We start from the raw sequence: 19,502 nt of genomic DNA, 5'->3' as shown, positions 1-19,502 counted from the left end.
GAATCTACGCGCGTTGATCACTACTTGGGGAGAACAGCACACATGCCGCTCAACCGCAGGGACTTTCTGGGGCGTACGGCCGTCACGGGCGCCGGAGTGGCGCTCGCCGGGGCGGCGGGGGTGGCCCAGGCGGCTCCGGCCGCCGCCGGGGACCGGGGCCACGGCCGGCCGAAGAAGCGGTACGCGTTCACGGTGATGGGCACCACCGACCTGCACGGCAACGTCTTCAACTGGGACTACTTCACCGACGCGGAGTTCGACGACAAGGCGCACAACGACGTGGGCCTGGCGAAGATTTCGACCCTCGTGAACCAGGTGCGGGGCGAGAAGGGCCGTGGCAACACCCTGCTGATCGATGCGGGTGACACGATCCAGGGCACGCAGCTGTCGTACTACTACGCCCGGGTCGATCCGATCACCGGTGCGCACGGTCCGGTGCACCCGATGGCGCGGGCGATGAACGCGATGGGGTACGACGCGGCGGCGCTGGGCAATCACGAATTCAATTACGGCATTCCCACGCTGCGGAAGTTCGAGGAGCAGTGCCGTTTCCCGCTGCTCGGTGCGAACGCGCTGGACGCGAAGACGCTGAAGCCGGCGTTCCGTCCGTATGTGATGAAGCGGGTGTGCACGCCGCACGGGCGGGATGTGAAGGTGGCGATTCTGGGGCTGACGAATCCGGGCATCGCGATCTGGGACAAGGCGAATGTGCAGGGGAAGATGGTCTTCCCGGGTCTGGAGGAGCAGGCGGCGAAGTGGGTGCCGAAGCTGCGGTCCATGGGTGCGGACGTGGTGATCGTGGCGGCGCATTCGGGTTCCAGCGGTACGTCCTCGTACGGTGATGCGCTGCCGTATGTGGAGAACGCGGCGGCGCTGGTGGCCGAGCAGGTGCCGGGGATCGACGCGATCCTGGTGGGGCATGCCCACACGGAGATCCCGGAGTACCGGGTGGCGAACAAGAAGACGGGCAGGCAGGTGGTGCTCTCGGAGCCGCTGAAGTGGGGGCAGCGGCTGACGCTGTTCGACTTCTCCGTGGTGTGGGAGCGGGGTTCCTGGCAGGTGGAGTCGGTGTCGGCGAAGGTGCTGAACTCGAACACGGTCGCCGAGGACCCGAAGATCACGAAGCTGCTGGGTGCGGAGCACCGCAAGGTGGTGGCGTACGTCAATGAGGTGATCGGTTCCTCGACGGCGGCGATGAGCGCGGCGGAGGCGGCGTACAAGGACACGCCGATCATCGATTTCATCAACCACGTGCAGGTGGAGACGGTGCGGGCGGCGCTGGCGGGTACGCAGTACGCGGCGCTGCCGGTGCTGTCGCAGGCGTCGTGCTTCTCGCGGACGGCGGGGGTGCCGGCGGGGAAGGTGTCGATCCGGCAGGTGGCGGGTCTGTATCCGTTCGAGAACACGCTGGAGGCGCGGGTGATGACCGGTGCGCAGCTGCGGGACTACCTGGAGTTCTCGGCGCGGTACTACGTGCGGACGCCGTCCGGTGGGCCGGTGGATCCGGCGAAGCTGACGAATGCGGACGGCGTTCCGGATTACAACTACGACGTGGTGAGCGGCCTGTCGTACGAGATCGACATCGCGAAGGCGCCGGGGGCGCGGATCGTGAATGTCTCCTTCGACGGCAAGCCGCTCGACGACTCGGCGCAGTTCGTGCTGGCGGTGAACAATTACCGGGCCAGCGGTGGGGGCAATTTCCCGCATGTGGCGGGGGCGAAGCAGGTGTGGGCGAATTCGGAGGAGATCCGTAACACGATCATCGGCTGGGTGAAGGCGAAGGGCTCGATCGAGGTGGAGCGTTTTGCGTCAGTGGACTGGAAGCTGACGCGGGATGGTGTGCCGGTTTTCTGAGCCGGGGCCGCCGATGGCGTTCTGGGGTCGCGGTGCGGGCCGCGGCTCCAGGCCGAAGGTGGTGAAGGCGGTGCGGTCGGGCAGGGGGTAGACGGTCTTGCCGGCGAGGGCGTTGAGGATGACGGCGCTGCGCCAGGCGGCGAGTCCGAGGTCGGGGGTGCCGATGCCGTGGGTGTGGGATTCGGCGTTCTGGACGTGGATGGCGCCCTTGACGGAGGGGTCGAGGACGAGTCGGTGGTGTTCGTCGATGCGGGGGCGGCCGTTGGAGTCGCGGCGGATGTAGGGGTCGAGGGCGGCGAGGAGGGTGTCGACGCGGCGTTCGCGGTAGCCGGTGGCGAGGACGACGGCGTCGGTGGTGAGGCGGGAGCGGCTGCCCTGCTGGATGTGTTCGAGGTGGAGTTCGACGCGGGTGGTGCCGACGCGGCCGGCGGTGCGGACGAAGACGCCGGGGGTGAGGGTGACGTCGGGCCAGCCGCCGTGGAGGCTGCGGCGGTAGAGCTCGTCGTGGATGGCGGTGATGGTGTTGTTGTCGATGCCCTGGTGGAGCTGCCACTGCCGGGGCAGGACCTGGTCGCGCACGGGCTCGGGGAGCGTGCGGAAGTAGTGGGTGTAGTCGGGGGTGAAGTGCTCCAGGCCGAGCTTGCTGTACTCCATGGGGGCGAAGGCGGGGGTGCGGGCGAGCCAGTGGAGCTTCTCGCGGCCGGTGGGGCGGTTGCGCAGGAGGTCCAGGAGGACTTCGGCGCCGGACTGGCCGGAGCCGATGACGGTGATGTGTTCGGCGGCGAGCAGGGCGTCGCGGTGGTCGAGGTAGTCGGCGGAGTGCAGGACGGGGACGCCGGGGGCCTCGGCGAGGGGGCGCAGGGGTTCGGGGACGTAGGGGGCGGTGCCGACGCCGAGGACGAGGTTGCGGGCGTAGGCGCGGCCGAGGGCGTCGGCTTCGCCTTCGGGGTCGAGCTGGGTGTAGTCGATTTCGAACAGGATGCGTTCGGGGTTCCAGCGGACGGCGTCGATGTGGTGGTTGAAGTGCAGGCCGGTCAGCTGGCGGCTGACCCAGCGGCAGTAGGCGTCGTATTCGGCGCGGTGGATGTGCTGGCGCTCGGCGAAGTAGAAGGGGAAGAGGCGGTCGCGGCTTTTGAGGTAGTTGAGGAATGACCAGGGGCTGGTGGGGTCGACGAGGGTGACGAGGTCGGCGAGCCAGGGGACCTGGAGGGTGGTGTCGTCGATGAGCAGGCCGGGGTGCCAGTGGAAGGCGGGGTTCTGGTCGTAGAAGGCGATGCGCAGGTCGGCCAGGGGGTGGGCGAGGGCGGCGAGGGAGAGGTTGAAGGGGCCGATGCCGACGCCGACGAGGTCGAGGGGTTGGTCGGGGGCGGAGGTGGGGGGCTGCGGGGTCATCGGGTGGTGTGGCCTTCCACGAGTGTCAGCAGGTGTCGGAGGTCGTCGGGGCGGGTGTGGGGGTTGAGCAGGGTGGCCTTGAGCCAGAGGCCCTGGGGGGTGGTGGCGCGGCCGAGGACGGCGTGGCCGGTGTGCAGCAGGCGGCGCCGGGTGCGGGCGGTGGTGTGGGCATCGGCGCCGATGGGGCGGAAGAGGACGGTGCTGATGGTGGGGCGTGAGTGGAGTTCGAGGGCGGGGTGGGCCTCGATGAGGTCGGCGAGGTGCTGGGCGTTGGCGCAGACGTGTTCGACGAGGGCGGCGATGCCGCGGCGGCCGAGGGCGCGCAGGGTGACGGCGATCTTGACGATGTCGGGGCGGCGGGTGGTGCGCAGGGAGCGGTGCAGGAGGTCGGGCAGCCCGGCCTCGGTGTCGTCGGCGGGGTTGAGGTAGTCGGCGCGGTGCGCCAGGGGGCGCAGGTCGGCCGTGTCGGGGACGGCCAGGAGTCCGGCGGCGACGGGCTGCCAGCCGAGTTTGTGCAGGTCGAGGGCGACGGTGTGGGCGCGCTCGAGTCCGGTGAGGGCCGGTTTGAGGGTGTCGCTGAAGAGCAGGGGCCCGCCGTAGGCGGCGTCGACGTGCAGGCGGGCGCCGTGGGTGTCGCACAGGTCGGCGAGGGCGGGCAGGGGGTCGATGCGGCCGGTGTCGGTGGTGCCGGCGGTGGCGACGACGAGGGTGGGGCCGGGGTGGGGGCGGGCGAGGGCGGCGCGCAGGTCGTCGGGGTGCAGGACGCCGCTCGGCGTAGGCAGGACCTCGGGTGCGGGCAGGCCCAGCAGCCAGGCGGAGCGGTGGATGCTGTGGTGCGCGTTGGCCCCGCAGACGACCCGCAGCGCGGCCGCGGGCGCGGCGGGGGCGGGGGTCGCGGTGCGGGCCCGGGGCCCGGGGCCGCAGGGCCCGACGGGGGCGGCGCTGCCGCCGGTCGCCACGGGGGCGTTCCCGTGGGTGGCTTCGCGTGCGGCGGGGATGCCCGGTGGCGGCTCGTCGGCGGCGCCCGGGGTGCGTCCTTGGGGGGCTTCGCGGGCCAGGAGCAGCGCCAGTTGGTTGGACTCGGTGCCGCCGGTGGTGACGAGGGCGTCGGGTGCGGGGCGGGTGGGGTAGGCGAGGGCGGCGAGGGTGTGGGTGGTGAGGGCTTCGAGGGCGGTGGCGGACGGGGACTGGTCCCAGGAGTCGAGGGAGGGGTTGAGGGCGCTGACGGCGAGGTCGGCGGCTGCGGCGAGGGCGAGGGGCGGGCTGTGGAGGTGGGCGGCGCAGCGGGGGTCGGCGGGGTCGGCGGCGCCTTCGGCGAGGGCTTGCAGGAGGGTGTGGAGGGCTTCGTCGGCGCCGGTGCCGTCCTCGGGGAGGAGGGGGGTGGCGGTGGCGCGGATGCGGGCGGCGACGGTGTGGGGGCCGCCGGTGGGCAGGGGGCCGCCGCGGGCGGTGGCGCCGCGGGCGAGGGCGTTGAGGGCGATGTCGATGAGGGGGCGCAGGGCGTGGGTGCCTTGGGTGCCGCCCGCGAGGGGGGGTGCGGGGGTGAGGCGGGCCGGGGGCGGCGCGGGCATGGGGGTGCCCCTTCGGTCGGTGGTGCGGTGGTGCGGCGGACGGGTGGGGTGGGGGTCGTCCGGGCGGGGTGGTGGTGCAGGTGCGGCCCTTTCGGGTCGGGGCGGCCGCACCAGCCGCTGAAGGTACCGCTGTGTGTACGTTCGGTGACATGGGGTGGGGGAGGTTTCGCCCGATGGTGGGTATTGGGGCGGCGATGCCTTGTGGAGGGGGCGGGTTGGCCCCTTCGGTCGGGGTGGGTGGCGCCGGGCGGGGCGGGCGGCCCGGTATTGTGCACACCATGGCCATGACTTTTGCTCTCGACGTGGGGCCGCTGAAGCCCGACCTCGCACCGCTCGTTCTGGGTCTGGTGCTCTTCTTCCTCGTGTTCGCCGTGATGGCGAAGGGGATCCTGCCCCGGATCAACAAGGTGCTGGTCGAGCGTGAGCAGGCCACCGAGGGCCGGATGGACGAGGCGGAGGAGACGCGTGCCGAGGCGGCGCGCGTCCACGCCGAGTACCAGGAGCTGCTGGCCGAGGCCCGCCACGAGGCGGCGCGGCTGCGCCAGGAGTCGGTGGAGCAGGGTACGGCGATCATCGCCGAGCTGCGTGCCGAGGGTCAGCGCCAGCGGGACGAGATCATCTCTGCGGGTCATGCGGTGATCGACGCGGAGCGTGCGGTGGCCGAGGCGGAGCTGCGCGAGCAGGTCGGTGTGCTGGCGACGGAGCTGGCGGGCCGGATCGTGGGCGAGTCGATGGTGGAGTACGCGCAGCGCAGCGGCATCGTCGACCGTTACCTGGAGGAGCTGCGGACGGCGAAGGTGTCGGACGCGGCGGGCGAAGCCCGCGACTGATCAGCCGGCGAAGCCATAGGCCCGGGCTCCCCGCACCCGTCAGGGTGCGGGGAGCCTTGTCTTTTGTGGGTCGGTCAGGAGCGGGCGATGGTCTCGTGGTGGCGGATGACCTCGGCGATGATGAAGTTGAGGAACTTCTCCGCGAAGGCGGGGTCGAGCTTGGCGTTCTCGGCCAGCTGCCGCAGGCGCGCGATCTGACGCGCTTCGCGGGAGGGGTCGGCGGGCGGCATCCTGTGGGCCGCCTTGAGGTGCCCCACCTGCTGGGTGCACTTGAAGCGCTCGGCGAGCATGTGGATCACTGCGGCGTCGATGTTGTCGATGCTGTCCCGCAGCCGGACGAGTTCGGCCAGGACGGCCTCGTCGAGGGTGCCGGCGTCGGCGTCGGGGGCACGGTTGTTCTTGTCTTCCACGTCACCGACCCTATGCGGAAGTCGGCGGGGGGATGACCGGCGGGTGCTCCGGGGAGGGGACGCGGGCGTCGTGCCGGGCGCGGAAGCGCACGGGTGGGGTGCCGATGCGGCGGGTGAACAGGCGGCTGAAGTAGGCGGGGTCGGTGTAGCCGACGCGGCGGGCGACGGCGGCGACGGGCAGTTCGGTGGCGGTGAGGAGTTCCTTGGCGCGGCCGATGCGGATGCCGAGGAGGTAGTCCTTGGGGCTGCAGCCGGCGCCGCGTCGTACGGCCGAGCGCAGCTCGGTGGGGGTCATGCCGTGGCGGGCGGCGTGCTGGGCGACGGACAGGGGCAGGAAGGCGTCGCGGGCGAGGGCCTGCAGCAGGGGGTCGCTCGCGCGGGGGGCGTCGGCGCGGGCGCGGCGCAGGGCGACGAGGAGTTCGTGGACGGCGGCGGAGGTCTCGACTTCGAGCAGGGGGTTGCCGGGGCGGGCGGCGCGGGCGATGCGGGTGACGGCGGCGCGGGCGGTGGTGGTGTCGGTGAGGGGGACGAGAGGGCGGTCGGGGTCGATGCAGCCGAGTTCGGTGTAGGCGTCGACGGCGGGGCCGGTGAAGTCGACGTAGGCCTCGTCCCAGCCGGCGCCGCGGGATGCGCCGTAGTGGTGGGGGGTGCCGGGCAGCAGCCACAGCAGGCAGGGGGCGGTGACGGGACGGGTGCGGCCGTCGGGGGTGCGCAGCCAGCCGCTGCCGGCGCTGATGACAACGGCGGTGTGGTGGTCGGGGGTGCGGGGGCCGACGGGGGGCAGGGCGCCGTGCTGGAGGCCGACGCCGAGGCAGACCAGGCCGAGGCGGTGGTGGACGGGGCGGGGGGTGAAGGAGCGTGCCCAGGAGTGGTACATACCGCCCTCCGCCCGGTCGTCGGCGTCCCATCAGCGTCGATCTTCGTCCATGGTCCGCTCCCCCGCCAGAGGGCGACGGCGGGTGCCTTCGAGGAGTGGCGGCGCGGCTGCGGGGAAGCCGGTTCGTACCGGGGTCCGGGAACCGAGACCCGTCCCGCTGGTCACCGGCCGATGACGGTGACCAACGGGACGGAACCCCGTTGCCTGTCTATTGCCCGACGGTGGCGGCGGTGAAGCCATTTTTTTGTAAGGGTGCGGGGCAGGGTGTGGGACCGTAGGTTCATGATCGCGAAACTGCAGTGTCTCGTCGTCGACTGTCCCGATCCGCTGGCCCTCGCCAGGTTCTATGCGGCGATCCTCGGGTGGCGTGTCGAGGCCGACGAGGAGCCGGACTGGGTGTGGCTGAGCGAGCCGGGCACCGGGCGGCGCATCGCCTTCCAGAAGGTGAAGGGCGAGTACGTTCCTGCGCGCTGGCCCGATCCGGAGCATCCGCAGCAGATGCACCTGGACTTCGAGGTGCCGACGCGCAAGGACGTGGAGCGGGCCCGGGAGGAGGTCATCGCGCTGGGGGCGGTGTTCCTGCACGACAGCGGGGGCAAGGAGCGGGGGTTCGTCGTCTTCTCGGATCCCGCGGGGCATCCCTTCTGCCTGTGCTACGGGCAGGAGGGCTAGGCCGTCTCCGGCGGCTCTTCGTCGCGCGCCACCACGGCGCCCCGTAGGGGCGCGGGGAACTGCGCGATCAGCCGGCGACGGCCCGCAGCCGACACGCCACCCCGGGGGGCGGGCAATCTGCGGGCACGCCGTGGCTTGTCGCGCCCACGCGGCGGCAGCCGCACATCGACACAGCCCCGCGCCCCTACGGGGCGCCGTGGTGGCGCGTGACGAGGATGCGCCGGGCACGGCCTAGTCGTCCGTCGGTGTGCCGCGGTCCACGGGGAAGAGGGCGGTGACCTGCCAGCCGCCCTCGGGGGCGGGGCCGGCGGTCAGGCGGCCGCCCATGGCCTTGGCGCGTTCGGCCAGGCCCACGAGGCCGAAGCCGCCGCCGCGGGCGTTCTCGGCGAGCAGGGCGGCGTGCTTGCCGTCGTCGGCGATGCGCAGTTCGACGCCGGCGGGCACGCCGCGTACGCCGATGCGCACGGCGGTGGCGTCGGCGGCGTGCTTGCGGATGTTGGTGAGGGACTCGCGGACGACGCGGTGGACGCCGGCGGCGACTTCGCCGGGGATCCAGGTCTCCATGCCCTTTTCGATGTAGAGGGCGACGGGTGGGCCCGTCCGGGCGAATTCCTCGGTCAGGGCGCGGACCTCGGGCAGGCCGGCGACGGGTTCGGTCTCGGCCTCGCCGCTCTCGCGCAGGATGCGCACCAGGCGGCGCATGGCGCCGAGGGCCTCGCTCGCGGAGGTCTCGATGCGCTGGAAGGTGGCTGCGGCGTCGGGGCCGCTGAGGGCGGTGAAGCGGGCGGCCTGGGCCTGCACGGCGATGCCGGTGATGTGGTGGGCGACCAGGTCGTGCAGTTCGCGGGCGAGTTCGAGGCGTTCGGCGGAGCGGACGGCGGCCATGTCGCGCAGGCGCTGGGTGGCGTGGCCGCGCAGGAGCAGGGAGTAGGTGCCGACGACGACGAGCAGGACGCAGAACAGGGCGGTGAACCAGCCGGGGTTCAGATCGCGCAGGGGGACGGCGACGATGGCGACGGCGAGTGCCGGTCCGAGGAGGGCGGCGGTGCGGTCCGGGGAGCGGGTGAGGACGGCGCTGAGGAGCACCAGCAGGGCGATGTCCTCGCCCATGCCCCAGACGACGGTGGGGTGCTGCCCGGTCATCAGGACGCCGGAGGCGGTCCAGGAGACGGCGACGGCCGCGGCGGCGCGGGCGGGCAGCGGGAGCCAGGCGTAGGGGACGGCGCACAGGCACACCAGGACGCCGGTGGCCAGGACGACGGCGTGCGGCCGGCTGGGCTGGGTGGCCAGGGCGATGCCCTCGAAGGCGACGAGGAACAGCAGGGCCGCTGCGAGCACCGCCTTGGCGGCCGCCGCCCGGTGCGGGTGGCGGACGGCCCAGCCGGTCCATCTGCTCACGTGCTGCCCGTGGCCAGCCCGCTCTCCCAGGCCCAGGCGGCGATCTCGACGCGGTTGCGGGCGTCGAGCTTGAGCTGCACGTTGGCCAGGTGGGTCTTGACCGTGGACAGGGAGACGTACAGTTCGGCGGCGATCTCGGCGTTGGTGGCGCCGCGGGCCAGGCAGCGCACGACGTCGGCCTCGCGGTCGGTGAGCGGCTCGGTGGGCTGTTTGAGGGGGGCGCCCGTGGCGGCGGTGGTGGCGGGGGCCATGTCGCGCAGGAGGCGGACGGTGATCGCCGGGGAGATGAGGGAGTCGCCGACGGCGGCGGCCTGCACGGCCTCGACGAGCATGGCGGGGCTGGCGTCCTTCAGCAGGAAGCCCGAGGCGCCGTTGCGCAGTGCGGTGTGCACGTATTCGTCGAGGTCGAAGGTGGTGACGATGACGATGCGGGGGCGCTGGGCGCGCTCGGGCCGGGTGGCGGCGAGGGCGGACAGGCGGCGGGTGACCTCCAGGCCGTCGAGTTTGGGCATGCGGATGTCGAGGAGCAGGACGTCGGGGTCGTGGTGTTCGACGGCTTCCAGGGCGGCCTCGCCGTCGACGACGTCGGCGACGACCTCGATGTCGGGTTGGCTCTCCAGGATCATCCGGAACCCGGTGCGGACCATTTCCTGGTCGTCGGCGATGACCACGCTGATCGGCATGCTGTGCCCTAGTTCCTCGAACGCTTCTGTGGGGTGCGGATGCGGCCGGGCTCCTTACATGTCACCGGTGGTGCCCGGGTGCCGCAACCGCAGCGGCGTACGGTCGGGGGGCGGTCAGCCGGCGGTGCGGCCGCCACGCCGCAGCGCCACCCGTACGCCGTAGGCGCCGCCGGCGGCGAGCAGGGCGATGCCGCCGACGACGACGGGGGTGCCGACCTCGCCGGCGTCGTGGCTGGCCTTGATCACCTGGCCGGCCTCGACCACGCGCTTGACGGGGTTGCCGGAGGAGTCGTGGGGCGGCTTGCCGTGGTGGCCGGTGCTGCGGTGGCTGCCGGCGGCGGGCGTGTGCGGGGTGACGGTGACGGTGGTGGCGCCGCCCGTGGTGCCGGCGGCCAGGGTGCGGTGGTCCTTGGTGCGGGTCCTGGTGCCGGAGGCGGTGGCGGCCGGGCGGGCGGCCTCGCCGGCGTCGAGGGTGTGCCGGGTGGCTCCGGAGGCGAAGTCGTAGTAGGTGGGCAGCCGGCTGCCGTCGAGGCGGGCGCTGAGGGTGGGGCGGGTGGTGTTGCCGCCGAGGATGCGCAGGTGGAGGCGGTCGAGGTCGGTGGCGGGGCGGCCGGTGTCGAGGGTGCGGTGCTGGGTGCCGCGGGTGACGGTCACGCTGGTGCCGCCGCTGCCGGAGGTGAGCCGGGCGCGGCTGCCGTCGGGCAGCAGGACCTGCTGGACGGTGGTGGTGCCGGGGCCGCCGGGGCGGGTGTCGCGGTCGGTCTGCTGGGCCGCGAAGGCGGTCGCCGTCGGGTACACCACGGCGGCGACGGCGGCGGTGAGGACTGCGGCGGCTGCGACGCGGGGCGCGGCGGACGACGTGACGGACACGGAAGTGGGGCCTTTCCGTAACGGGCGGCTTCGGGGGCTCCGTCGGTCGGGCGGGGCCACCCCCTTACGTTACGGACGTATCGGCGCCGCACACCTCGACTGTCCGACCATTCCCGTGTCGGCCGAAAGGATGACGAGGGGGCCCGGGGTCATACCGCAGGCGGGTTCCGCAGGCCGCGTGCGGGCCCGTACCGGCCGGTGAGGCCGGTACGGGCGCGGGGCGAACGGGGTACGGGCGCGGCTCAGCCGCCCAGGCCGGCCGCGGCGGAGGCGATGTCGGAGGCGAAGGTGCTGACCTCGGTGTAGACGCCGGGGTAGCCGGGGCGTGCGCAGCCCTGGCCCCAGCTGGTGATGCCGACCTGGATCCAGTTGCCGGAGTCGTCCTTGCGGAACATGGGGCCGCCGGAGTCGCCCTGGCAGGTGTCCACGCCGCCGGTGTCGAGGAGGCCGGCGCAGATCTCCTCGCCGGGTATGAGGTTGCTGTAGGCGCCCTGGCAGGTGGCGTCGTCGACGAAGGGCACGTCGGCCTTCTGCAGGTAGCGCTGCTGGCCGCCGCCCTCGCTGGTGGCGCCCCAGCCGGCGACGGTGAAGGTGCCGTCGTTGTACGCGGGGGTGTCGGCGGTCCTGAGGGTGGGCAGGTCGATCGGCCTGGCGAGTTTGATCAGTGCCCAGTCCTTGCCGGAGCCGTTGTAGCCGGGGGCCTGCAGGACGCGGGTGGACCTGACCTTGATCGCCTTGGAGGAGTTGAGGTCGACGACGCCGGCGGTGGCGGTGATGGAGGTGTTGGCGCCGCTGCCGCTGACGCAGTGGGCGGCGGTGAGGACGATCTGGTGGGTGTACAGGGCGCCGCCGCAGCCCATGGACAGCCGCACCATCCACGGGAACTCGCCCTGTGCGGCCGGTACGCCGCCGACGACGCCGGGGCCGGGGGTGGGGGTGGGGGTGGGGGTGGGGCCGGGGTCCTGGGCGGCGGCGCCGCCGACCTGGAGGGAGAGGGCGGCGAGGGCGACGGTGCCGATGGCGGTGATTCTCCTGAGCGCCTGGGGGTGGTTGCGCAACGGACTTCCTTTCGTGGGAGGTTGTGCGCGTCGCACGCGTGGTGGGATGTGCGTGCTTGTTGGGCTCATGACAATGCGCGAGGCGATTATCGGGCCGCGCGGCACCCGCACCCCAGCCCCCTTTTCGGACAGTCGCCCGGACGTTCGTTCGGCCGCATGCAGGCACCCTGGCGGGCCGCGCGGACGCCCCTAGAGTGGAAGGGCACGGGCCGCCGGCCCGCTCCTGTCGTGCCCTTCCCCGAAGGGTGGTGCCGCGTGGCCCCGGACGTCGCGATCGAGCACGGCTTCCCGCACCTGGAGACCGTACGGGCGGCGATCCACGCCCTGTACAAGCGGCTCTCCTACGACGGGGTGCACTCCTTCGAGGCCAGCGTCCCGCCGGCCGACGTGGCCTTCCCCGACACCGACGACCTCTACCTCGGCGTCCAGCGCGTCGCCCGCGAGATGGTGCGGCACCTGCGACTGCCGGACGCCCGCATGATCGTCGCCTTCCGCGACATGCGGCACGCCGGCAACGTCGAACTCGCCGCCGGGCCCGAGTACTTCATCGAGCTCAACGCCCGCTTCAAGACCCACCGCAGGGACATCGGGGCCGCCCTCTCCCACGAGGTCATGCACGTCTACCTGCACCGGCTCGGCCTGGAGTTCGCCGGTACCCGGGACAACGAGATCCTCACCGACACCGCCGCGGCGTACCTCGGGGCCGGATGGCTGCTGCTCGACGCCTACCGGGAGTCGGAGGTCTCCACGCAGAAGCTGGGGTACCTCACGCCCGAGGAGTTCGGCTACGTGCTGGCCAAACGGGCGCAGGCCTTCGGCGAGGACCCCTCGCCGTGGTTCACCAGCCCCCAGGCCTACGACGCGTACGTCCGCGGCCGCGAGCGCGCCCGGCAGGACGGCCGCCGGCCGCCGCTGGCCGCCGCCGGACGGCTGGGACGCCACCGCTACGCCCGCGACCGGCGGGCGGGCGCGGCGGGGGTGGGCTACGCGTTCGAGGGGGCGCGGGTGACGTTCGCGTGCCCGGAGTGCGACCAGCAGCTGCGGGTGCCGGTGCGGGGGCGCTTCCGCGCGCGGTGCGGGTTGTGCCGGGCGGTGCTGGACTGCGACACGTGACCGCCTGCGGCGGGCCTGCCCCCGCCCCGGGTGCCCGCGGGGGCGGGGGCGCCCGTCACCCTCGCGACCACCAGCGGCGCAGCACTTTCTCCGCCGGTTTGCCGTGCGGGGTGTAGGCCAGTTTCTTCGCCGTCTCGCCGCTGTCGGGCCAGTCGTCCCACATCCACCAGCACACGCCCGCCCACCACGGCTTGCCGTCGAACGTCGCCAGGAGGGCCTCGTAGCCGGCCGCCTGTTCCGCGTCGCCGTCGCGCTTGCTGACGCTCCAGGAGTAGGGGGCCGTGGTGGAGCCGCGCTGGCTGACGTAGCCGGCCTCGGTGAAGAGGATCTTGCGCTTGGTGCGGGCGGAGAACGCGGCGAGTTCGTCCACGATGGGCTGCCACGCCTGCCGCAGCCGTGCCGTGTCCGTCGTCGGCTTGTCGCCGAGCGGCCAGTACGCGTCGATGCCGACGAGGTCGAGGTCCTTCCAGAAGGCGACCTTGCGGTACTCGTCGTAGTTGGCGGCGTAGGTCAGCGTGCCCTTGTAGCGCTCGCGCACGGCGGCCACGACGCGGCTCCAGTGCGCGCCGTCGCCGGAGGTGCCCGCCAGTTCCGTGCCCACCGCGAACTGCTCGACGCCCGCGTCGGCGGCCAGCTGCGCGTAGTGGGTGATGAAGCGCTCGTACGCCGTGAACCAGGCGTCGGTGTCGCCGGGGTGGATCTCCGCGCGGTCGCCGCCCTTGGTGAGGTCGACGTGCGGCTTGAGCATGGTCTTCAGGCCGGCGTCGTGGGCGAGGCGGATGATGTGGCGCAGGCTGGCGTCGCTGGCGGTCTCGTCCGTGGTGCGCATGGCCGCGTCGGTCACGGTGTCCTGGTACCAGGTGGGGGTGAAGGTGACCCATCGGGCGCCGGTGTCCGCTATCTGCCGAAGATACGTTCCGGCTTGCGGGCCGGCGTAGTCGTCGGTGTTCCACGAGGGGAGCGTGATGCCGCGCAAGCCGCTCACCTTCCTGCTCGACGAGGGATCGGGACTGTCGTCGGGTGCGTCGTCGCCGGAGGCGGAGCATCCGGCGACGAAGAGGACGGCCACCGCCGCGAGTGCGGCGGCCGTCCTCCTCATCACGTTCACTTCGACCGGACTCCTTGGGTCACTGGGCGAGGTCCGTCGGCCCGACGAAGGTGTAGCCGAGGGCCTTGATGCCGTCGATGGTCTGCTTCAGCGGGTCGACGGCGTAGTACGGGTGGTAGAAGAAGCTCGCCACGCCGTCGCGGACGGCCAGGTTGGCCTTGGCCGAGGCGATGAGGTCGGCGGGCAGGCGGGCCGGGTGGTTGTTGTAGGGCTGGGGCTCGTAGTTGCCGATGTTCTCCGGCAGCACGGTCGTACCGTAGACGTCCTTGACGCTGTACGGGAAGAACTGGCCGATGTAGCGCGAGGCGTTCACCGTGCCGCCGCCGAGCGTTCCGGCGAAGTACAAGGAACGCTCCAGCCGGTAGGTGTAGTTCAGCCCGAGGGTCTTGTAGTCGGTGGCGGAGGCCGCGTAGTGCGGCGTGGTCCAGATGGCCGGCTTGGGCAGCCCTGCGGCGGCGAAGCCGGCGAGCGCGGAGGTCACCCGGCCCTGGGCCCAGGCGGCGCTGTCCTCGGCGACGGGTCCGTCGTAGACGACGTTGTCGGAGGCGTCGACGTGGGCGCGGAAGAACTCGAAGTCGTCGCCCGTGACCCCGGTGTAGGGGTTGTTGACGTTGCTGTACTGGTGGGTGTAACCGTGGTTCATCAGCACCGCGCCGTGGGAGAGCATGTACTTCAGCGCGGAGACGACCTGCGGGGCCTGGGCGAGGGTGACGGTCTCGGCCTTGCCGCCGTTGTAGACACCCTTGGGGTCGGTGTAGACCGGGATGACGTTGATGCCGTACGGGATCTTCTGGCCGTACAGGTAGTCGGCCATGGCCCGCAGTTCGGTCGGGTCCGACTTGGGGCTGATGTCCTCCAGCCGGACGAAGGCCCGGTGGCGTTCGGCGGTGGCCGGGGCGAGGGCGTCGAAGAGGAGGTCCTCGAAGACGATCACGCGGTCCGACTCGGAGACGTAGGTGAAGGGGATCTCACCGAGGTAGGTGAGGTTGGCCGAGCGGATGGCCCACGGCGAGGTGGTGCCGCTGTTGGCATCGGTGGCGGTGGCCAGCGGGGTGACCGCGGGGTAGCCGGTGCCGGTGACGATGGCGGGGTGCAGTACGCCGCCGTCGAAGCCGGCCGGGATCTTCCGGGTCAGCTGCTGGTTCTTGTACGTGACCTCGGTGATGTTCCCGACGGTGCCGTTGCTCTCGTAGAACGAGTTGGTCGGGTCCCAGCCGTACTTCTGCTTGAACGCCTCGACGCCGATGGCGTTGGCCATGTTCCAGATGTTGTCGCCGACCCAGTCCACCGGCTTGGAGGTGTTCTTGACGTCCTGGTAGAACGCGGCCGGCACGGCGTCGGGGATCGTACCGCCGTAGTACGTCGAGCCGACGTAGACGGTGGCGCTGTAGTTCTCGACCATGCCCGCGGTGTAGGCGGAGACGGGCTTGGCGGTGACGGTGCCGAAGTGGCCCGCGAGGTTGGCGATCGCCATGGCGTACAGCTCGCCGAGGTAGCCGTACGGGCCGGTCGTGTCGTAGAGCACGAGGGCCGAGGTGCCCTGGGCGGCGGCCAGGGTCTGCAGCGGGGCCGAGGCGGTGGTCACCTTCGGGGCCGGGGCGGGGGTGATCCTCAGCGAGCGGGACGCGCGCTTGCGGTCGTTGGTCAGCTGGGTGGAGACCCAGGACTTCAGGTCGCCGGTGCCGGTCGGCGAGACGGAGGCGGGGCCGGTGCCCTGCAGGCTGTGCGACGGCCGGGGCTTGGTGCCGCCGTTGTCTATCGCCGCTTCCGCGCCCGCGGAAAGAGTTGCGCCGCCCAGCAGGGCGGCGATGACGGCCAGGACGATCGAGACCCGGGACATCCCTGATCTCGGCCGCATGTTCTTCATTTTGATTTCCCCCAGAATGTCGCGCGGTTGGTCGCGCAGTTGCCGATTCCTCCATCAATGACAGGCCGATGGTGTGGAGGTGCCGACAGTTGGCTGATTCTTGTGGGGTGGCGGATGGGTGTCAATAGACAACTTTGGTCCAACACGGGCAATGAGCGACAAGCCCATTGGACTGGACCGGAGATCACTTCTGTAACACCAAAGCCACCACCAGGCATAACTACCGGTTGGTCCACAGAATTCAGTGTTCCGATTCAACAACTCCCACCATCAACCTCTAAACGCACCGGCTGATCTGATACTTTCCCTGCGCACGCCTCAGGTGAGGGATTGAGGCGCAATCCGGGGGGAACTCATGTACGGAAAACCCGCTCTGGGGACAGTCCTGCCCTTGGCCGGGCTGACGGCGGCCCCAGAAGTCCTGCCGGGCATACCCTTTGCGAGGGGCCTGCAGGAAGCGGCCGGAGCCGGCTTTCTTCTCTACTGCGCGATAGCCGCCGTACTTCTTTCGGCGAAGCTGTGGTTCGTCCTCCGGGGTTCCGGCGGACATTCATGATCAACGAAATTCTGCTCTGGGCGAGCATCGCCATCATCGTGATGGCCGGCTGCTACAACACCACCCTTTTCGTCCTCTCCAGACTCCGCGTCCGCCGCGACCGCGGCCCGCGCGCCGAGCGCCTGTACGTCTTCCTCCTCGCCTGTCTGAACGAGGAGAAGGTGCTCGCGGAGAGCCTCGCCCGCATCACCGCCCTGCCGGCCGGGAATTTCCTGGCCCTCGTCATCGACGACGCCTCCGACGACCGCACCGCCGACATCGTCCGCTCCGTCGCCTCCGACCGCGTACGCCTGCTGCAGCGCACCCTGCCCAATGCGCGCAAGGGCAAGGGCGCGGCCCTGAACGCCGGCATCCGCCACCTTCGGGAGTCCGGCATCCTCGACGGACGCGACCCTGCCGACGTCATCGTCTGCGTCGTCGACGCCGACGGCCGGCTCGACCCGCACATCGTCCAGGCGGTCGACCCCTACTTCGACGACCCGCGCACCGGCGCCACCCAGGTCGGCGTGCGCATGTACAACCGCCACAAGGGCCTGCTCGCCCGGCTCCAGGACATGGAGTTCGTCATCTACGGCGACGTCTTCCAGTCCGCCCGGCGCTACTTCGGCAGCGTCGGCATGGGCGGCAACGGGCAGTTCATGCGGCTCTCCGCGCTCGACACCCTGAGCGCGGCGAGCGGCGGGCGCGGGCCGTGGAGCGACTCCCTGACCGAGGACCTCGACCTGGGCGTCCGGCTCATCGCCCGCGGCTGGATCAACCACCACTGCACCACCGCCGCCGTCTCCCAGCAGGCCGTCCTCGACGTGCGCCGGCTGGTGCGCCAGCGCTCCCGTTGGTTCCAGGGCCACCTGCAGTCGGCCAACCTCGTGCCGCTCATCCTGCGCGAGGTACCCGTACGGGCCGCCGTCGACCTGCTCTACCACCTCTCCAGCCCCGTGCTGATCCTTCTCACCTCGCTGCTCCCGCTGTCCTTCGTCATCGCCGTGGCCGGTGCCGTCATCGGATCCGTGCAGGCCGGGCACCCGCTGCTGTCGCCCATGTGGGTCGTCGGCCCGTACGTGCTGTCGTTCGCGGCGGCGTACGCCTATGGCTGGGTGTACCACCGGCGGGAGAAGGGCATCGGGCTCGTCCGTGCCGTCCTGTACTCCCACCTGTTCGTCTTCTACGGCTACATCTGGTTCGCCGCCGGGTGGTGGGGCCTGTGGCGCATGCTCACGGGCAAGCAGACCTGGCTGAAGACCGCACGCACCTGAGCGGCGCCGCAGCCTGCGGCGCCGCCGACCGCGCGGCACTCCTCCACCAAGTTCGAGCACGCACCTTCCTAGGGAGACCCATGTCCCCGAACGTCATCACCACGCCCGTGCGCGCCATGCTCGTCCTGGGCACCCGCCCCGAGGCGATCAAACTGGCGCCCGTGGCCCGCGCCATGGCCGCCTCGCCCCTGTTCGAACCGCTGGTCGTCACCACCGGCCAGCACCGCGAGATGCTCCACCAGATGCTGCAGATGCTGCAGATCCCGGCGAAGGTGGAGCTCGACGTGATGCGCGAGCGCCAGGAGCTGTCGACGCTGACGGCACGGCTGGTGGACGGCCTCGGCGAGGTCGTCCGCGCCGAGCGGCCCGACCTCGTCGTCGTCCAGGGCGACACCACCTCCGCCCTCACCGGCGCCCTCGCCGCCTTCTACGAACACGTGCCCGTCGCCCACGTCGAGGCCGGCCTGCGCACCGGCGTGCTGGACAACCCATTCCCCGAGGAGCTCAACCGGCGGCTCATCGGCCGCATCGCCCGCTGGCACTTCGCCCCCACGCCCCGGGCCGCCGGCCACCTGACGGCCGAGGGCATCGCCGAGGCCGAGGTCTTCGTCACCGGCAACACCGTCATCGACAATCTGCTGTGGATCCTCGAACAGGGCACCGGGCGCAGCGCCTTCCGCAGCGACCTGCGGCGCGTCCTGGTCACCTTGCACCGCCGGGAGAACCAGGGCGAGAAGATGCGGGCCATGGGCAAGGCACTGCGGCGCCTGGCCGACCGCGGCGACGTGGAGATCGTGCTGCCGCTGCACAAGAGCCCGGCCGTGCGCGAGGCCCTGCTGCCGGAGCTGACCGGTCACCCGCACGTGCGCATCGTCGAGCCGCTGGACTACGTGGACTTCTCCGCCACCCTCGCCGGCTGCGACCTGGTCCTCACCGACTCCGGCGGCATCCAGGAGGAGGCCCCGAGCCTGGGCAAGCCCGCGCTGGTGCTGCGCACCACCACCGAGCGGCCGGAGGCGGTGGAGGCGGGCGCCGCGCGGTTGGTGGGCACCGAGCCGCAGGTCATCCTGGAGGCGGCGATGCACCTGCTGGACGACGCGGAGACTTATGGGCGGATGGCGACGGCCGGCAATCCGTTCGGGGACGGACGGGCCACGCAGCGCATCGTGGCGCAGCTCGCCGAGGACTTCGGGGCGGACGCCGGAGCGCCTGCCGCGCCCGAGCCGCTGGTCGCCACGCAGCCCGACTGAGCGGGGCCATACTCGACGGCATGACCAGACGCCGGCTCCTCGTTCTCGTCCTGTTGGTGGTCGCCGCGGTGGCGGGTATCGCCATAGCCGTGAGCACCATCTGGGAGCACAGCGGGGAGCCGGAGCGGCCGTGGGCCGAGGGCTCGGTCCACGGCCCCTGGCGGTCGGTCTTCGACGGGCACGGGGAGAACATCGGCCGGCACGACGGCCTGGCCCTGTCCCCCAGGCCCTCGCGGGAGGCCGGCGAGACCCACGCCGGGCTCATCGTCTCCGTCCGCCGGTACGGGGACGTGGACTTCCGGGCCAGGATGCGCACGCTCGCCCAGCTGCGCACTCCCCGGCCGAACCCGTGGGAGGTGCCGTGGCTGGTGTGGGCGTACAGCGACCCGGAGCACTTCTACTACGTGACGCTCAAGCCGAACGGCTGGGAGCTGGGCAAGCGGGATCCGGCGTATCCGGGCGGCCAGCGGTTCCTGGCGACCGGATCCGAGCACTTCCCCGTCGGCCGGGCCTCCGACGTGCGCGTCGCGCAGCGCGGCGGGCGGATGGAGGTCAGCGTGGACGGCAAGGGGCTGGTGGCGTACGAGGACCACGAGCGGCCGTACACGAGCGGCAGCGTGGGGGTGTACACCGAGGACGCCCGGGTGCTGTTCACCGACATCTCGGTGCAGGAGCCGGAGCAGGAGTGACGGCGCCCGCCCCTCGGGCCGGGGACGGGCGGGCGCCGGGCTGGTGGGAAC

Annotated in this window: 17 protein-coding genes; 7 read left to right on the top strand and 10 right to left on the bottom strand. The window is 71.8% G+C overall.

Translation table 11 applies throughout. The features are described from left to right. The first annotated feature begins 42 nt into the window (after window positions 1–42). Window positions 43–1,854 carry a 5'-nucleotidase C-terminal domain-containing protein gene (locus AB0K17_RS20185; RefSeq protein ID WP_365983724.1) on the top strand — a complete coding sequence of 604 codons (1,812 nt, stop codon included), beginning with the start codon at window positions 43–45 and terminating at the stop codon, window positions 1,852–1,854. On the opposite strand, the gene AB0K17_RS20180 is transcribed toward AB0K17_RS20185, so the two are convergent. Next, window positions 1,810–3,246, bottom strand: a complete 1,437-nt coding sequence (locus AB0K17_RS20180) for a SidA/IucD/PvdA family monooxygenase (protein ID WP_365964883.1) — start codon at window positions 3,244–3,246, stop codon at window positions 1,810–1,812. The two genes, AB0K17_RS20185 and AB0K17_RS20180, sit on opposite strands and share 45 nt — an antisense overlap. Next, window positions 3,243–4,817, bottom strand: coding sequence for a pyridoxal-dependent decarboxylase (locus tag AB0K17_RS20175; RefSeq protein ID WP_365983723.1), 1,575 nt, complete (start codon window positions 4,815–4,817; stop codon window positions 3,243–3,245). Before AB0K17_RS20175 ends, AB0K17_RS20180 begins: the two co-directional genes overlap by 4 nt. A 278-nt stretch (window positions 4,818–5,095) precedes the next feature. Between AB0K17_RS20175 and atpF the strand changes: the two genes are divergently transcribed. After that, complete coding sequence (gene atpF / locus AB0K17_RS20170) at window positions 5,096–5,647, top strand: F0F1 ATP synthase subunit B (RefSeq protein WP_365964885.1); 552 nt, start codon at window positions 5,096–5,098, stop codon at window positions 5,645–5,647. 74 nt (window positions 5,648–5,721) lie between these two features. Here atpF and AB0K17_RS20165 read toward each other — a convergent pair whose 3' ends face one another. Continuing rightward, a complete protein-coding gene (locus tag AB0K17_RS20165) occupies window positions 5,722–6,057 on the bottom strand; it encodes a chorismate mutase (RefSeq protein WP_365964886.1) in 336 nt (111 codons plus the stop codon). Between the two features lie 10 nt (window positions 6,058–6,067). Then, window positions 6,068–6,934, bottom strand: a complete 867-nt coding sequence (locus AB0K17_RS20160) for an AraC family transcriptional regulator (RefSeq protein ID WP_365983722.1) — start codon at window positions 6,932–6,934, stop codon at window positions 6,068–6,070. A 282-nt stretch (window positions 6,935–7,216) separates the two neighbouring features. On the opposite strand from AB0K17_RS20160, the gene AB0K17_RS20155 reads away from it, so the two are divergent. After that, window positions 7,217–7,606 carry a VOC family protein gene (locus AB0K17_RS20155; protein WP_365964888.1) on the top strand — a complete coding sequence of 130 codons (390 nt, stop codon included), beginning with the start codon at window positions 7,217–7,219 and terminating at the stop codon, window positions 7,604–7,606. A 231-nt stretch (window positions 7,607–7,837) separates the two neighbouring features. Here the strand turns inward: AB0K17_RS20155 and AB0K17_RS20150 are convergent, their stop codons facing one another. The 4 genes from AB0K17_RS20150 to AB0K17_RS20135 all read right to left on the bottom strand — a co-directional run bounded on the left by AB0K17_RS20150 (window position 7,838) and on the right by AB0K17_RS20135 (window position 11,615). After that, window positions 7,838–9,004 (bottom strand): histidine kinase, encoded by a 1,167-nt coding sequence (locus AB0K17_RS20150; RefSeq protein WP_365983721.1) that lies wholly within the window; start codon window positions 9,002–9,004, stop codon window positions 7,838–7,840. After that, window positions 9,001–9,687 carry a response regulator transcription factor gene (locus tag AB0K17_RS20145; RefSeq protein ID WP_365983720.1) on the bottom strand — a complete coding sequence of 229 codons (687 nt, stop codon included), beginning with the start codon at window positions 9,685–9,687 and terminating at the stop codon, window positions 9,001–9,003. Before AB0K17_RS20145 ends, AB0K17_RS20150 begins: the two co-directional genes overlap by 4 nt. Before the next feature lie 114 nt (window positions 9,688–9,801). Further along, on the bottom strand, window positions 9,802–10,557 hold the full coding sequence (locus AB0K17_RS20140; protein ID WP_365983719.1) for a hypothetical protein: 756 nt from the start codon (window positions 10,555–10,557) through the stop codon (window positions 9,802–9,804). 242 nt (window positions 10,558–10,799) lie between these two features. Next, window positions 10,800–11,615, bottom strand: a complete 816-nt coding sequence (locus AB0K17_RS20135) for a serine protease (protein WP_365983718.1) — start codon at window positions 11,613–11,615, stop codon at window positions 10,800–10,802. 255 nt (window positions 11,616–11,870) lie between these two features. On the opposite strand from AB0K17_RS20135, the gene AB0K17_RS20130 reads away from it, so the two are divergent. Then, window positions 11,871–12,728: a hypothetical protein gene (locus AB0K17_RS20130; RefSeq protein WP_365964893.1), complete on the top strand. Its 858-nt coding sequence runs from the start codon at window positions 11,871–11,873 to the stop codon at window positions 12,726–12,728. 55 nt (window positions 12,729–12,783) lie between these two features. Here the strand turns inward: AB0K17_RS20130 and AB0K17_RS20125 are convergent, their stop codons facing one another. Together AB0K17_RS20125 and AB0K17_RS20120 are read right to left on the bottom strand one after the other, a co-directional pair. Further along, a complete protein-coding gene (locus AB0K17_RS20125) occupies window positions 12,784–13,827 on the bottom strand; it encodes a glycoside hydrolase TIM-barrel-like domain-containing protein (RefSeq protein WP_365983753.1) in 1,044 nt (347 codons plus the stop codon). Window positions 13,828–13,855: 28 nt separating this feature from the next. Continuing rightward, window positions 13,856–15,694, bottom strand: a complete 1,839-nt coding sequence (locus tag AB0K17_RS20120; RefSeq protein ID WP_365983717.1) for a polysaccharide deacetylase family protein — start codon at window positions 15,692–15,694, stop codon at window positions 13,856–13,858. Between the two features lie 561 nt (window positions 15,695–16,255). Here AB0K17_RS20120 and AB0K17_RS20115 point away from each other — a divergent pair. The 3 genes from AB0K17_RS20115 to AB0K17_RS20105 all read left to right on the top strand — a co-directional run bounded on the left by AB0K17_RS20115 (window position 16,256) and on the right by AB0K17_RS20105 (window position 19,451). Next, window positions 16,256–17,512 carry a glycosyltransferase gene (locus AB0K17_RS20115; RefSeq protein ID WP_365964895.1) on the top strand — a complete coding sequence of 419 codons (1,257 nt, stop codon included), beginning with the start codon at window positions 16,256–16,258 and terminating at the stop codon, window positions 17,510–17,512. A gap of 80 nt (window positions 17,513–17,592) precedes the next feature. Beyond that, window positions 17,593–18,762, top strand: a complete 1,170-nt coding sequence (gene wecB / locus AB0K17_RS20110) for a UDP-N-acetylglucosamine 2-epimerase (non-hydrolyzing) (protein WP_365964896.1) — start codon at window positions 17,593–17,595, stop codon at window positions 18,760–18,762. 20 nt (window positions 18,763–18,782) lie between these two features. Continuing rightward, window positions 18,783–19,451: a calcium-binding protein gene (locus AB0K17_RS20105; RefSeq protein ID WP_365983716.1), complete on the top strand. Its 669-nt coding sequence runs from the start codon at window positions 18,783–18,785 to the stop codon at window positions 19,449–19,451. The last annotated feature ends 51 nt before the right edge of the window (window positions 19,452–19,502 follow it).

Origin of the sequence: Streptomyces sp. NPDC049585 (assembly GCF_040675615.1) — a bacterium.
Lineage (GTDB): Bacteria > Actinomycetota > Actinomycetes > Streptomycetales > Streptomycetaceae > Streptomyces > Streptomyces luteosporeus.
This window is presented reverse-complemented; position numbering and strand designations above follow the sequence as displayed.